The organism is Streptomyces sp. NPDC001351 (assembly GCF_042896045.1).
In the GTDB taxonomy this organism is placed as follows: Bacteria; Actinomycetota; Actinomycetes; order Streptomycetales; family Streptomycetaceae; genus Streptomyces.
On the sequence record NZ_JBIAWS010000017.1, the window covers coordinates 43,320 to 57,618 of the forward strand.

9 protein-coding genes and 1 pseudogene are annotated in these 14,299 nt (G+C 72.4%); 7 read left to right on the plus strand and 3 right to left on the minus strand.

Features of this window, described 5'->3' with window-relative positions; translation table 11 throughout:
* Positions 1–873, minus strand: coding sequence for a universal stress protein (locus ACFY1U_RS42315; protein ID WP_390699405.1), 873 nt, complete (start codon positions 871–873; stop codon positions 1–3).
* A 61-nt stretch (positions 874–934) separates the two neighbouring features.
* Between ACFY1U_RS42315 and ACFY1U_RS42320 the strand changes: the two are divergent.
* The 5 genes and pseudogenes from ACFY1U_RS42320 (at position 935) to ACFY1U_RS42340 (ending at position 7,935) form a co-directional block, all read left to right on the plus strand.
* Positions 935–1,157: pseudogene (locus ACFY1U_RS42320) on the plus strand (VOC family protein).
* A gap of 129 nt (positions 1,158–1,286) precedes the next feature.
* Positions 1,287–2,963, plus strand: coding sequence for an FAD-dependent oxidoreductase (locus tag ACFY1U_RS42325; protein ID WP_390699406.1), 1,677 nt, complete (start codon positions 1,287–1,289; stop codon positions 2,961–2,963).
* A complete protein-coding gene (locus ACFY1U_RS42330; RefSeq protein WP_390699407.1) occupies positions 2,960–4,417 on the plus strand; it encodes an ATP-binding protein in 1,458 nt (485 codons plus the stop codon). Before ACFY1U_RS42325 ends, ACFY1U_RS42330 begins: the two co-directional genes overlap by 4 nt.
* Positions 4,414–4,764 (plus strand): UBP-type zinc finger domain-containing protein, encoded by a 351-nt coding sequence (locus ACFY1U_RS42335; protein ID WP_390699408.1) that lies wholly within the window; start codon positions 4,414–4,416, stop codon positions 4,762–4,764. Before ACFY1U_RS42330 ends, ACFY1U_RS42335 begins: the two co-directional genes overlap by 4 nt.
* Positions 4,765–4,962: 198 nt before the next feature.
* A complete protein-coding gene (locus tag ACFY1U_RS42340) occupies positions 4,963–7,935 on the plus strand; it encodes an AAA family ATPase (protein WP_390699563.1) in 2,973 nt (990 codons plus the stop codon).
* 2 nt (positions 7,936–7,937) lie between these two features.
* On the opposite strand, the gene ACFY1U_RS42345 is transcribed toward ACFY1U_RS42340, so the two are convergent.
* Positions 7,938–9,185 carry an SGNH/GDSL hydrolase family protein gene (locus ACFY1U_RS42345; protein WP_390699564.1) on the minus strand — a complete coding sequence of 416 codons (1,248 nt, stop codon included), beginning with the start codon at positions 9,183–9,185 and terminating at the stop codon, positions 7,938–7,940.
* Between the two features lie 264 nt (positions 9,186–9,449).
* Complete coding sequence (locus ACFY1U_RS42350; RefSeq protein ID WP_390699409.1) at positions 9,450–11,255, minus strand: M4 family metallopeptidase; 1,806 nt, start codon at positions 11,253–11,255, stop codon at positions 9,450–9,452.
* A 262-nt stretch (positions 11,256–11,517) separates the two neighbouring features.
* On the opposite strand from ACFY1U_RS42350, the gene ACFY1U_RS42355 reads away from it, so the two are divergent.
* Together ACFY1U_RS42355 and ACFY1U_RS42360 are read left to right on the plus strand one after the other, a co-directional pair.
* A complete protein-coding gene (locus tag ACFY1U_RS42355) occupies positions 11,518–12,711 on the plus strand; it encodes a serine hydrolase domain-containing protein (protein ID WP_390699410.1) in 1,194 nt (397 codons plus the stop codon).
* An 81-nt stretch (positions 12,712–12,792) separates the two neighbouring features.
* A complete protein-coding gene (locus ACFY1U_RS42360; RefSeq protein WP_390699411.1) occupies positions 12,793–14,280 on the plus strand; it encodes a CAP domain-containing protein in 1,488 nt (495 codons plus the stop codon).
* Positions 14,281–14,299: the final 19 nt, after the last annotated feature.

Sequence of the window (14,299 nt, forward strand, 5' to 3'; positions counted from 1 at the left end):
TCAGGCGTGCGGGACCACGGCCACCGGGCAGTCGGCGTGGTGCAGGACGCCGTGCGCCACCGAGCCGATGCGCGCGCCGACGGCCGTGCGGTGCGCGCGCCGGCCGACGACCATCAGCTGGGCCCGCCCGGCCACCGACAGCAGCACCTGGCCCGCACTGCCGATCTCCAGGTGCTCGATCACGGGCACATCGGGGAAGCGCTCCCGCCAGGGCCGCAGTGCGGCGGCCAGTGCCTTCGCCTCGAACGGTTCCAGGCCGCCGGCCTCGTCGAGGAGGTGCATCGAGCCCGGGCTGTACGCGAACACCGGTGGCAGCGTCCAGGCCCGCACCGCACGTACGGTGGCGCCGCGGGCGGCCGCCGTCTCGAAGGCGAACCGCAGGGTGTCGGCGCTGTCGTCCGGCTGGCCCTGCTGGCCGACGACCACCTCCCGTCCGGCGGCCTCGGCCGCCGGCTGGTCGCCCGCGCGCACGAGCACCACCGGCCGGGTCGCCTCGGCGATCACCTGCTGGCCCACGGAGCCGAGCAGGAAGCCGACGACGGGACCGTGCCCGCGCGAGCCGAGCACCAGCATCTCGGCCTGAGCGGCCGCTTCGAGCAGCGTGTCGACCGTCTCCCCCGCCACGACGTCCACGGCGACGTCGAGGTCCGGATGGCGCGCGGTGACACTCCGCACGGCCTCGGCCAGCGCGTCCCGCACCCAGCCGGCCTGTGTGTCCGGGTCCGCCGCGTCGATCGCCTCGTGCGGCTGGAAGCGCCAGGCCTGCACCACGCGCAGCGCCAGCCCCCGGCGGACCGCCTCCCGGGCCGCCCAGTGCAGTGCCGCGATGCTCTCCTCGGTTCCGTCGACACCTGCGGTGATCGGGCGGGTCATGCGGCTGCCTCCCAGTCTCGTGATCAGGTCACTCGGACCCAGTCTTCACCAGGCTCCTGCCATGGCCATGGAATGGGAGCAAGTGAACGTCGACGCGGCACGACGAGTTCGAGATCCGGCCCGAAAAGCTCGACTTCCGTCCCGATGACCAGGACGCCGAGGTGGCCCGGCTGCTTGCGTCGGGCGCGCGGCGCGTGGACGTCGGACAGGGCGAGCAGCCGTGGGTGGTGCTGGCGGATCCCGAGGGGAACGAGTGCTGCGTGCTCTCGTCGAGGCGCCGCTGAGCGGCGGCCTCGCCGTATACCGGAGCGAAGCGGGACGATCGAACATACGATGGGCGGGAGCCGGTGCGGCGACTGCCTTTGCGACAGGGCTCGCCGGCCGTCAGTCCGACCACTCGGGGTGGGAGACGCATGGCACAGCCGTCCGACGCAGCGCGGACCGTCATCATGACCGTCGACGACGATCCGGGAGTCTCCCGGGCCGTCGCCCGTGATCTGCGGCGGCGCTACGGCGAGTCGTACCGGATCGTGCGCGCGGAGTCCGGCGAGTCCGCGCTGGATGCGCTGCGGGAGCTGAAGCTGCGCGGCGACCTGGTGGCCGTGATCCTGGCGGACTACCGCATGCCGCAGATGAACGGCATCGAGTTCCTGGAGCAGGCCCTGGACGTGTATCCGGGCGCCCGGCGGGTGCTGCTGACCGCGTACGCGGACACCAGCGCTGCCATCGACGCGATCAACGTCGTCGACCTGGACCACTATCTGCTCAAGCCCTGGGACCCGCCCGAGGAGAAGCTCTACCCCGTCCTGGACGACCTGCTGGAGGCGTGGCGCTGCAGCGACTTCCGGCCGGTGCCCAGCACCAAGGTGGTCGGCCACCGCTGGTCGGCGCGTTCCTCGGACGTACGGGAGTTCCTGGCCCGCAACCAGGTGCCCTACCGCTGGTACTCGGCGGACGAGCCCGAGGGAAAGCGGCTGCTGGCGGCGGCCGGGCAGGACGGGCAGCGGCTGCCGCTCGTGATCACTCCGGACGGGACGCCCCTGGTCGAGCCGGAGGCGCCCGAGCTGGCGGCGCGGGTGGGGCTGGCGACGACGCCGGCGGCGGACTTCTACGACCTCGTCGTCATCGGCGGCGGGCCCGCCGGGCTCGGGGCCGCGGTCTACGGGGCATCGGAGGGGCTGCGGACGGTGCTCGTGGAGCGGTCGGCGACCGGCGGGCAGGCGGGGCAGAGCTCGCGGATCGAGAACTACCTGGGCTTCCCCGACGGCGTGTCCGGGGCGCAGCTGACCGACCGGGCGCGGCGGCAGGCGGCGAAGTTCGGCGCCGAGATCCTCACCGCGCGCCAGGTGACGGGGCTCGAGGTCAACGGGGCCGCGCGGACCGTGCGGTTCTCCGACGGTTCGGCGGTCGCCGCGCACAGCGTGATCCTGGCGACCGGCGTGTCGTACCGGCAGCTGGACGCGCCGGGCTGCAACGACCTGACCGGCTGCGGGGTGTTCTACGGCTCGGCGCTGACCGAGGCGGCCTCCTGCCAGGGCCACGACGTGTACATCGTCGGCGGCGCCAACTCGGCCGGGCAGGCGGCGATGTACCTGTCCAGGGGCGCCAAGTCGGTGACGCTTCTGGTGCGCGGGCCGGACCTGTCCGCGTCGATGTCGTACTACCTGATCCAGCAGATCAACGAGGCACCCAACATCTCGGTGCGCGCCCGTACGGTCGTCGAGTCCGCGCACGGCTCCGGCCGGCTGGAGCAGCTGACCCTGCGCGACACGGAGACCGGCGAGACCGAACTCGTCGACGCGCAGTGGATGTTCGTGTTCATCGGCGCGGCCCCGCTGACCGACTGGCTCGACGGGACGGTGCTGCGCGACGAGCACGGGTTCATCCTGGCCGGGCCCGACCTGACCCCGGACGGGCGGCCGCCCGCGGACTGGGAGCTGGACCGGCCGCCGTACCACCTGGAGACCAACATTCCCGGCGTGTTCGTGGCGGGCGACGCCCGCGCCGAGTCCGCGAAACGGGTCGCGTCCGCCGTCGGAGAGGGAGCCATGGCCGTGATGCTCGTCCACCGGTATCTGGAGCAGTCGTGAGCGGGCAGGTCGTGCCCTGCAGCCCGCAGGAGATCGGCTCGCTGTTCCTGTTCGAGAAGCTCACCCCGGAGCAGCTCGGGCGGCTGTGCAGCGAGGGGCGGGTGGAGCGGTTCGAGCCGGGGCCCGTGTACACCGAGGGCGAGCCCGCCACCTGCTTCTTCGTGATGATCGAGGGCACGGTCGTGCTGTCCCGCCGGGTCGGCGGTGACGACATCGAGGTGACGCGCACCTCGCAGCCCGGCGTGTACTCGGGGGCCATGCAGGCCTACCTCGGGGACCGGGTACGGCAGCTGTACAACAACTCCATGCGCGTGACGGAGCAGACGCGGTTCTTCGTGCTGCCCGCGGACACGTTCGCGGCCGTCATGCAGGAGTGGTTCCCGATGGCGGTGCATCTGCTGGAGGGGCTGTTCTTCGGTTCGAAGAGCACGCAGCGGGCCATCGGGCAGCGGGAACGGCTGCTGGCACTCGGCTCGTTGTCCGCCGGGCTGACCCATGAGCTCAACAATCCGGCGGCGGCGGCCGTGCGGGCCACCGCGACGCTGCGCGAGCGGGTCGCGAAGATGCGGCACAAGCTGGGCGTCATCTCCGCGGGCCCGTATCCGCGCGAGGCCCTGGCGAACCTCATCGAGGTCCAGGAGCGCACCGCCGAACTCGTCGCCAAGGCGCCGACGCTGAGCCCGCTGGAGGCCGCGGACCGGGAGGACGCCCTCACCGACTGGCTCGACGACCACGGCATCCCGGACGGCTGGCGGCTCGCGCCCACGTTCGTACAGGCCGGTCTGGACATCGACTGGCTGGACCAGGTCGCGGCGGACGTGGATCCGGAGATCCTGCCCGGCGCGATCGGCTGGCTCAACTACACGGTCGAGACCGAGCTGTTGATGGACGAGATCGAGGACTCCACGACGCGTATCTCGCACCTGGTCGACGCGGCCAAGCAGTACTCGCAGCTCGACCGGGCCCCGTACCAGAACGCCGACGTCCACGAACTCCTCGACAGCACGCTGCTGATGCTGTCGGGCAAGATCGGCTCACGGATCGAGGTCGTCAAGGACTACGACCGCACGCTGCCGAAGATCCCGGCCTACCCGGCGGAGCTCAACCAGGTGTGGACCAACCTGATCGACAACGCGGTCCACGCCATCAACAGCACCGGCGGGGAAGGCACCCTGACGGTGCGGACGGCTCTTGACCACGACCGGCTGCTGGTCGAGTTCCGCGACACCGGGCCCGGCGTGCCGCAGGAGATCCGCGGCCGCATCTTCGACCCGTTCTTCACCACCAAGCCGGTGGGCGAGGGCACCGGGCTGGGTCTGGACATCTCCTGGCGGATCGTCGTCAACAAGCACCACGGCACCCTCCAGGTGGAGTCCGAACCCGGGGACACCCGCTTCCAGGTCCTGCTGCCCCTGACCGCGGCGGACGACGACACACCGGAGGAGCCCACATGACCACTGCCAACGGAATCGACCCCGGCGTTCCCCCGAGCGGCAGCGGGTGCGTCGAGTGCGACGCGGCCGGCGGCTGGTGGTTCCATCTGCGGCGCTGCGCGCAGTGCGGGCACATCGGCTGTTGCGACGACTCGCCCGCCAAGCACGCCACCGCCCACTACCGGGACACCGGCCACCCCGTGATCCGCAGTTTCGAGCCGGGCGAGGAATGGTTCTGGAACTTCGACACCAACGAGCTGTACGAGTCCGGGCCCGACCTCGCTCCCCCGGTGAGCCATCCCGCGGACCAGCCGGCGCCGGGCCCTGCGGGGCGGGTGCCTTCGAACTGGGCAGAGACGCTGCGCTGAGGCTCCGCCGGTCATGCAGTGAATGGTCTGCGGGTACGTCGCGGCTGGTCGCTCCCCCACTCTCGGCTTCGCTCGAGCGGGGGGACCCCCATCGCGGCGGAGCCGTAAATCGATGCAGCCCCGCGCCCCTTTGGGGCGCTCCCGAAGCGCCGCGGACTTGTCAGTGCCGCGTGCCAGGATGGTTACGTGCCGCAGACCATGTTCACCACACCGCTCATAGGGCGGGACGAGGAGATCGCCCGGCTCGCCGGGATGCTGGAGCGTGCCCGGGGCGGGGAGGCCCGGGCCGTGCTGCTCGCCGGGGACGCCGGAGTGGGCAAGACCCGGGTGCTGGACGAGGTCGCGGGGCGGGCCTCCCGGGCCGGGATGACGGTCCTCACCGGTCACTGCGTCGACCTCGGTGACGTCGGGCTGCCGTATCTGCCGTTCACCGAGGTCCTGGGCGCGCTGGCGGCCGACGAACGGTTCGCGGACGCGCTGGCCCGGCATCCGGTGGTGGACCGGCTGCGGGGCGCGGGCACGGACGCGGTGCGGGACGAGGGAGGTCTCGCCGCGCGTCCCGACAGTGGCGGTGGGCGGCTGCGGCTGTTCGAGGGCATGGCGGGGCTGCTGGCCGACCTGTCGGAGATCGCTCCGCTGCTGCTGGTCCTGGAGGACCTGCACTGGGCCGACCAGTCCTCCCGGGACCTGCTGCGCTTCCTGCTCAGCCGCGGCATCCTGCAGCGGTCGGCCGGCGGCGCGCCCACGCACCGGCTGGCGGTGTTCGCCTCCTACCGGGCGGACGATCTGCACCGCCGCCACCCCCTGCGCCCGCTCCTTGCCGAGCTGGTACGGCTGCCCGCCGTGGAGCGGCTGGAGCTGCGCCCCATGGCGGACGCCGAGGTGACCCGGCTGGTGCGCGCGCTGCAGGAGCGCCCGCTGCCGGAGGCCACGGTCCGCGGGATCGTCGAGCGCGCCGAGGGCAACGCCTTCTACGCGGAGGAGTTGCTCGCGGCCACCGACACGGAGGCGGGCGGTGTGCCCAGCGGCCTGGCCGACGTCCTCCTCATCCGCATCGAGCAGCTGTCCGACACCGCCCAGCAGGTGCTGCGCACCGCCGCGGTCGCCGGGCGGCGCGTGGAGCACGACCTGCTGCGCGAGGCGGTCGGGCTGCCCGAGGACGAGCTGGAGGCGGCACTGCGCGAGGCCATCGGCCGCCAGCTCCTGGTCCCCGGTGACGCCGACACCTACGCCTTCCGGCACGCCCTGGCCCGGGAGGCGGTCTACGCGGATCTGCTGCCCGGCGAACGGGCCCGGCTGCACGGCGCGTTCGCCCGGCTGCTCGCCGGACGCGGGCACCTTGCGGAGAGCGCCGCCGAGCGCGCCCACCACTACCGCGAGAGCCATGACCTGGCCGAGGCGCTCTCCGCCTCGCTGGAGGCGGCCGACCACGCCGGCCGGGTGGGCGCGCCCGCCGAGGAGCTGCGGCACCTGGAGACCGCGCTCGACCTGTGGGCGTCGGTGGACCCGGCGGTCCGGCCCCCGGGCGACGGCATCGACCGTGTGACGCTGACACTGCGCGCCTCGGCGGCGGCCGCGCACGCCGGTGACTCGCACCGGGCGGTGTCCCTCACTCGGGCCGCTCTCGCCGGCATCGGCCAGGACACGGACTCCGAACTCGCCGCCCGGGTCCGGTACACCCTGGCCGGCAATCTGATGAGCGTCGACAACCTGACGGCCGCGTTCGCCTACAGCAGCGAGGCGCTCGCCATGATCCCGGCCGAGCCGCCGACCCGGACGTGGGTGTGGGCGGCGGCCACGCATGTCATGGCGGCCCGCCACATCGGGGACGACGAGACGGCGCGGCGGGTCGCCCACCAGGCCCTGGGCGTGGCCGAGCAGCTGCGGGTCGCGGACGCGCAGGCCGACCTGCTCATCTCGCTGGCGAACCTGGAGGGCGGCGGCCGGCGCAGCGTCGAGGGCCGCGAGCGACTCAAGGAGGCCCGGGAGCTGGCCCGGCGGGCGGGGAACGCGCCGGTGGAGATGCGCGCCCTGTTCAACCTGGCCGTCGGCTGCTTCGAGGCGGGTGACCTCGAAGGCTGTCTGCCGTGGGTGACCGAGGGCCTGGAGCGGGCCCGGCGGGCCGGGCTGCTGTCGTCGCCGTATCCGCTGGAGATGCGTTATCTGCATCTGCTGGCGCTGTACACGCTGGGCCGGTGGGACGAGTGTGTGCGGGCCGCGGCGGCCGATGCGGCCGTGCTGCCCTCGGCGGGCGGCTATGCGATGGGGCCCGCGCTGTATGTGGCGCTGGCCCGTGGGGACATGAGCGCCGTCGAGCGGGCGCGGGTGCTGCTGGAGGGGCCCTTCGACTGGATGGCCACGCTGGTCGCGGGCATCGCGCTGACCGAGGCCGCCGTGCTGCGCGGCGAGCCGGAGGCGGCGGTGGAGCGTACCCGGGCGACGGTCGCAGCGCTGACCGACGAGGCGGGCCACCTCCCGTACGCCTCGGTGCGGTTCGCGGCGCTCGCCCTGACGGCGGTCGCCGACTCGGCCATGGAACTGCGCTCGTCGGGCGGCGAGTGGCACCGCTGGAAGGACACCGCGGACGAACTGGTCGAACTCGCCCGGCAGTCGGCCCTGCACGGCGAGGACGGCAGCCCGCAGGGGCCCGAGGGGATGGCCTGGCTGGCCCGCGCCGAGGCGGAGTGGCTGCGGGTGGTGTCCGGGCCGGACGCGGCGGCCTGGGAGAAGGCGGTGACCGCGTTCGGCTTCGGGGACGTGTACGAGCGGGTCCGCTGCCAAGTGCGGTTCGCCGAGGCCCTGTTGGCGGCCGAGCGGCGCGAGGAGGCGGCCGTGCAGGCCCATGAGGCGCGAGCGGTGGCAGAGCGGCTCGGCGCGGTGCCCCTGCTGGAGCGAATAGACGGTCTGATACGCCGCGGCCGCCTGGCCACCGCCCCGTCGGACGGGGAGCGCCCCTCGCCGCTGACCGCCCGGGAGCAGGACGTGCTGCGACTCCTCGCCCGGGGCCGCAGCAACCGGCAGATCGGCGAAGAGCTGTTCATCACCGGCAAGACGGCCAGCGTCCATGTCTCCAACATCCTGGCCAAGCTGGGTGCTTCGAGCCGTACGGAGGCGGTGGCGATCGCCTACCGGCAGGGGCTGATCGCACCGGAGCCGACGGCGTCGGGCTGACCTCAGCCGCCGGGGTGCCGGGCGGCACAGTCGAGGCTCGTCGGGTCGACGGCTTCGGCCAGGGCCCGCATGCCCTTGTCGTTCGGGTGGAGATGGTCGCCGCTGTCGAAGACGGTACGCACGTGCTCCGGGTCGTAGGGGCTGCGCAGGACATGGTCGAAGTCCGTGACGGCGTCGAACTCGCCGCTGCCGCGGATGAACCGGTTCACTTCCCCCCGTACCTTCTCGCCGGCCGGATCCCATTCCGGCCAGCCCTTGTACGGGGCGACGGTCGCCGCGACTACGCACTTCCCGCCCGCGTGCGCCCGCTCGACGATCTCGCGGTAGCCGGCGATCAGGTGCTGGGCGGTGACTCCGGTGTGGGCCTTGATGTCGTTGACGCCTTCGAAGAGGAAGACGGTGCGGACGCCCGGCTGGGAGAGGACGTCACGCCGCAGACGCTTCAGCGCGCTCTGGCCGCCGCCGTCCGCGAGGACCTGGTTGCCGGAGATCCCTTCGTCCGCCACGCCTTTGACATGGCTGCCGGAGGACCGCAGCCGGCGGGCGAGGTAGTCGGTCCAGCGGCGGTCGAGGTCGCTGGTGGACTGCCGGCCGTCGGTGATGGAATCGCCGAGGGCCACGACCGCCCCGGTGCCGGCGGGCGGGCGCACGGAGACGGCGTCCAGGTAGAACCAGGAGCCGGTCGTCTGCGTCCAGTGGGCGGCGCCCGCCTCGGCGGTGTGGTCGCCCTGGGTCGTGTAGGACGTCTGCAGGGCCAGCCAGTGACCGGTCGCGGGTCCCGCCGCGTCCGGTGAGTGGATGCTGACCGCGAGGTCGGTCGCGGCGGGCAGTCGGCCGGGCAGCGGATCGCTGAGGGCGGCGGCGCCCGCGGGGACGGTGACGGATCGGGCGCCGTCGAAGGTCAGCCGGTGATTGCTGCCGGGGACCAGCCGGGCGCCCTGCTGCCGCAGACCGGCGTAGACGCTGTCGAAGGTCACCGGCCGGTCGCCGAAGGCGTTGGAGAGCCGTATCCGCAGGTCGCTTCCGGCCGTGCTGGTGTGGACGACGAGCCGGTAACCGCGGTCGGCGACCGCGCCGTCCATGCGTTCGGCGCTCGCCCCCCAGGTGACGACCTCACGGCGGTCCGCGGGCGCGCCCACCACGGTGGACGGGGCCTGATCGTCGGTTGCGTGCACCGGGGTGGCCTGGATGGCGCCGGCCAGCAGCAGGAGGGCGCCGAGTCGGCCGGCCCGGACGGAGCGGGCCTTCACGGGGCGATGTCCTTCGGGGTGACGGAGCCACTCGCCACGGTTGTCGGGGGACATCCACTCCTCCAGCCAGACGGGCTTCGGGCTCACCTGCGGGAGATACAGCTGTGTGCGGAGACCGGCAGCGGCAGCCCGCGTACGCATTGTCGCACTTCAGTTCGGTCGCCGCAGTACGGTGGCTGCCGGACCCTTCACAAGAGGGTAGATGCGCCAGATCCGGGCGCCCCACCTGACGGGGGCGCCCGGACCGGTGTCACCGTTTTGCGGTCAGCGGTGTGCGGCCGGGGTGTTGGCCGAGGTGACGTTCACGGCGGACCAGGCCTGGTCCACCGTGTTGTACTCCGTGCTGTTGGCACCGTAGAGGTCCTTGGCCGCCTTCAGCGTCGCGTCACGCGCGTCGTGGAAGTCGGTCGTGGAGACCATGTAGCGGGTCAGGGCCCGGTAGAAGATGGCCGTGGCCTTGGTGCGGCCGATGCCCTTGACCGTCGAGCCGTCATAGGTCGGCGAGTCGTACTGGACGCCGCCGATCGTCTTCCGGCCGCTGCCCTCGGCGAGCAGGTAGTACGCGTGCGAGGAGACGCCGGAGCCGGCGTGCACCTCGGTGTCGTACGCCTCGGGCGACCAGTAGTCGATGGTGCCCTCGAGCCGGTCGAGCGACGGGTGGTCGAGGCGGCGCAGGAACTTCTGGGCCAGGCCCATCTTCTCGCCGATGAGGTAGTCCGGCTTGTCCGACGCGTTGTTCGCGAAGAACTCGACGTTGGAGCCGAAGATGTCGGCGAGGGACTCGTTCAGCGCGCCCGGCTCGCCGTACTGGTTACCGTCCGCGTCGACGCGGGTGGGCTCCAGCTTGGCGGTGGCGTCGACGACACCATGGGTCAGCTCGTGGCCGCTGACGTCCAACGCGACCAGCGGCTTCTTGAACGTGTCGCCGTCGCCGTCGCCGTAGAGCATGCAGCCACAGGTCGAGTCCCAGAACGCGTTGGCCACCTTGTTGCCGAAGTGGACCATGGCTTCGGCGCCCTTGCCGTTGTTCGCGATGCCCTTGCGACCGAAGGTCTTCTTGTAGAAGTCCAGGGTCTCGGTGATGCCGTACTGGGCGTCGGCGGCGGCGGTGTTGCGGCTGGTGACCCTGCCGTTGCCGAAGACGTCGTTGGTGGTGGTGATCTTCTTGCCGCGGGCGAAGTTCTCCAGTTCCTGGCCCTTGGCGTCCCGGGTCTCGGTGCCCCAGCGGGTCGGGTCCTTGAGGAGGTAGGTGGTGCGGGCCGTGCGGGTGGTGGTCAGCGGGACCGTGCCGACGAAGAGGGACTTGCCGGTGCCGTGGGCCGTCGACGGATAGCGGGTGGCAGCGGACGCCGACGAGGCCGACGCGGCCGCGAGTCCGGCCGTCTGCGCACCGGCGCCCGTGGCGGGGTCGAGCTTCTCGCCGCGCTCGCGCAGGGTCTCGAGCAGCGCGGGCGAGAGGAACTCGTCGCTGTCGGGCGTGTTGCTGCGCACCTTGCCGGTGACGGCGTCGATGACGACCGTCCGCGACCCGGCGCCCTCGGCGGCAGCGCTGCCGCTGACCGGCACCTGGTAGGCGAGAGCGGACGCGCCGTCGCGGGCGTCCACGACGAGCTCGGCGGTGCCGGCGTCACCCTTGGCGGCCGTGGCCGCCTTCTGCTGGGCCTCGGCGGCCGACAGCCTGGCGGCGGTGGCGGCGGCGGGCTTGACGGTGTGTCCGGCGGCCCGGGTGACACCCGCGTACGTCAGCTGCCTGGTGAGGTGGACGACGAGGTCGCCACCGAGCACCTGCATGCCCTGGTGCGCCCGGGTGAACCGGACGTGCCGGGCACCCTCCGGGTCGATCATGACGTCCTCGGCCTGCAGTTCGTCGCCCTGGGAGACGCCGGTCGCGGACGAGTGGGCGAAGGCGGCCGCGCGGGCGGCGGACACCACGGACGCGGCCGAGGTGCCGGCGGTGGCAGCGGTGCGACCCGTCCCCGTGGTGGTGCCGAAGGCGGTGCCGGCCAGGCCGGTGGCGGCCGTCGTCACGGCGATGGCAACCGCCACGCTGCGTATGTGCGGTCTACGCACTGATGAGGGTTCCTTCCTTGCAAGGCGGCCGGGATCACCAACTGCCTTGACGCATGGTGCTGTTGAGCGCCATGGGGGCTGGTCGGGCCCCGGCAAGAAACCCTTTCGGACGAGTCATGTCCATGTAAAGACTAAAATATCGCTTTCCGTGCGATATATGGCAATACTTTGCAAATCCACATCGCTCAGTGATCAGTGGGTGACCAACTGTGCGTCGACTGTGGAGATGTGACGACACGGAAGAAAGTTGCCTCACGTGAATGTGACTCATCTCGCATCCAAGGGCACGGTCCTGGGAACGGTCGTGCTCTCCCTGCTCGTGGTCCCCTCACACGCCACCCCCACCGCGCCGCTGCCCGGGCCGGACCTGATCGGCCTTCAAGGCCGTCTCGCCACCGCGGTGAAGCAGGGCGCACCGGGCGCGATCGCCCGGATCGACGACCACGGCAGGGTCGAAGGGTCCGCCATGGGCATCGCCGACCGCAGAAGCAGACGGACGATCAGCAGCGCCGACCGCTTCCGTATCGGCAGCGTCACCAAGACCTTCACGACCGTCGTGCTGCTGCAACTGGCCGACGAGGGCAAGCTGAGACTGGACGCTCCGGTCGACCGGTATCTGCCGGGGCTGCTGCCGGACCGCACGATCACGGTGCGCGAGATCCTGGGCCACCGAAGCGGCCTGTACGACTACACGAACACGATGTTCGCGAAGACGGTCCCCGGCTTCCAGGAGGTCCGCAACAAGGTCTTCACCTACCGCGAGCTCGTCAAGCGCTCGCTGTGGCACCCGCGCACCGGCGCCCCGGGCACGTTCTCGTACTCCAACACCAACTTCGTCGTCGCCGGCATGCTCATCGAGAAGCTGACCGGCCACTCCGTACGGACGGAGTACGAGAACCGCATCTTCAAGCCGCTGAAACTGCGCGACACCTTCTACGTCCACCCCGGCACGCGGATCCCCGGCCGCCACGCCAGGGGCTATCTCGCCCCGGACCAGAAGGACGCGCCCCTGGTCGACGCGACCGAACAGACGATGTCCTGGGCTCAGAGCTCGGGTGCGATCATCTCCACCACGCAGGATCTGAACACGTTCCTCTCCGCCCTGCTCGGCGGCCGGCTGACCTCGCCGGCGCAGCTGCGGCAGATGGAGCGCATGGTGCCGGTCAGCCGCACTCAGGGGTACGGACTGGGGCTGGGGCGCCGCGACCTGTCCTGCGGAGTCTCGGTGTACGGGCACACGGGCGTCGTCCAGGGCTACTACACGTACGCGTTCGCCACGAAGGACGGCCGGCGCAGCTTCACGGCGGTGGCCACCACGTCCAACAACGTTGCCGTGCTCAACACGATGCAGGGCTCGCTGGAGTCCGCGTTCTGCGGCAAGCAGTCGAAGCCGCGGCGTGCCGCACAGCCCGTCGAGCGCTACGAGGACATCGCTCCCGGGATTGCCCGGGACTGAGCCGGCGGGAACCCGGCCGCCCCGGTGGACGTTGTCCGGTGGAGCCCATCGAGGCGTGAGCGACGACACCGGGGCGGCGGGATGAGCGAGTTGGTGCCCGGGGGCAACATGCCCCTTCCGGACGGTGCCATCACCGTCCGGGTGCCCGGCCCCTTCGACGTGTCCGCGCTGATCACGGACGACGGGGGCAGGGTCCGCGGCGACGGCGACTTCGTGTTCTACAACCAGCCCTCAGCCCCGGGCGCCCGACTCGCCGGCGACACCCTCACCGTGGACCCGCTGAGGCTGCGCCCGGGAGCCACCAGGGTCACGGTGGTGATCAGCCCGGCCGAGCCCGGCACTCCCCTGCTCCGCCTGCCCGCGCCCACGCTCCACGTCTCGTCCCCCGCCGGCCGCCCACTCGCCCGCTTCACCCCGCCGCGCCCGGGCCAGGAGACGGTGCTGCTGCTCGCGGAGATCTACCGGCGGGGCGGCGGCTGGAAGCTGCGGGCCCTGGGGCAGGGCTACGCCGACGGGCTCGCCGGGCTTGCGCGGGACTTCGGCGTGGACGTCCTCGACGAAGGGACCGGGACGGCGACGGCCCCCGGGGCGGAGCCCGGGTCTGCGACGCGAGGGGCTTCCCGGGGCCGTGCCCCGGCCCCGACACCGGCGTCCCCACCCGCGCCGTCGGCCCGGCCGTCCCGCCCCACTGCCCCGGCGGCACCGCGCGCCGGAACCTGGCCGACGCCCTCGACACCGCCGGTCCCGCAGGCCCGCTCCCACTCCCCCGCCATGGGCGCGCCGGACTCCCCCGCTCCGGACGGCTTCCTCAGCCTGGTCAACTCCGCCCGTGCCGCGGCCGGGTCCCCGCCCGTCGCCCTCGACGCCCGTCTGACCTCGGCGGCCCGCGCCCACGCCGGTGCCATGGCCTCGGCGGGCCGCCTCGCCGTCGAAGGCGGAGACGGCCTCTCCCTCTACCAGCGCGTCACCGCCGCCGGGTACACGTATCTCACCGTCGGCGAGCACCTGGTCTCCGGCCCGCGTACGTCCGCCGAATTCGTCGAGTACTGCCTGAGCGAGGAGCAGCCCGGCCGCATCCTGCGCGAGCGGGCCTTCCTGCATGCCGGGCTGGCGTACGTCGGCGACGGCCCGTCGGGAGACATCTACTGGACCGCGCTGTGGGCCAGGCCGCTCACCCCGGGCGACCTGGCGCGGACGGTGTCCGAGGTCGTCGCGCTCACCAACCGGGAGCGCGCCGGCGCCGGTCTGCCGCCCCTGGCCACCGACCCCCTGCTCGCCACCGCGGCTCAGGCACACAGCGCGGACATGGTGGCCCGCGCCTTCTACTCGCACACCTCACCAGAAGGAAGCCGGCCCTGGGACCGGGCCGCCGCCGCGGGGGCACGACGGCGCTCGATCGGCGAGAACATAGCCTGCGGCCAGCGTTCCCCCGCCGAGGTCGTGGACGGCTGGATGAACAGCCCCGGCCACCGCGCCAACATCCTCGAACCCGACTTCACCCACATCGGGATCGGCTTCGCGGGCGGCGGCCCGGCAGGCACGTACTGGACCCAGCTGTTCGGCGCCTGACCACCGGAAACCGACCCTT

Excerpts from the sequence above, each read along its gene's own strand:
- ACFY1U_RS42315 (WP_390699405.1), bottom strand. The coding sequence starts at position 873 with ATGACCCGCCCGATCACCGCAGGTGTCGACGGAACCGAGGAGAGCATC.
- ACFY1U_RS42325 (WP_390699406.1), top strand. The coding sequence starts at position 1,287 with ATGGCACAGCCGTCCGACGCAGCGCGGACCGTCATCATGACCGTCGAC.
- ACFY1U_RS42335 (WP_390699408.1), top strand. The coding sequence starts at position 4,414 with ATGACCACTGCCAACGGAATCGACCCCGGCGTTCCCCCGAGCGGCAGC.
- ACFY1U_RS42340 (WP_390699563.1), top strand. The coding sequence starts at position 4,963 with ATGTTCACCACACCGCTCATAGGGCGGGACGAGGAGATCGCCCGGCTC.
- ACFY1U_RS42360 (WP_390699411.1), top strand. The coding sequence starts at position 12,793 with ATGAGCGAGTTGGTGCCCGGGGGCAACATGCCCCTTCCGGACGGTGCC.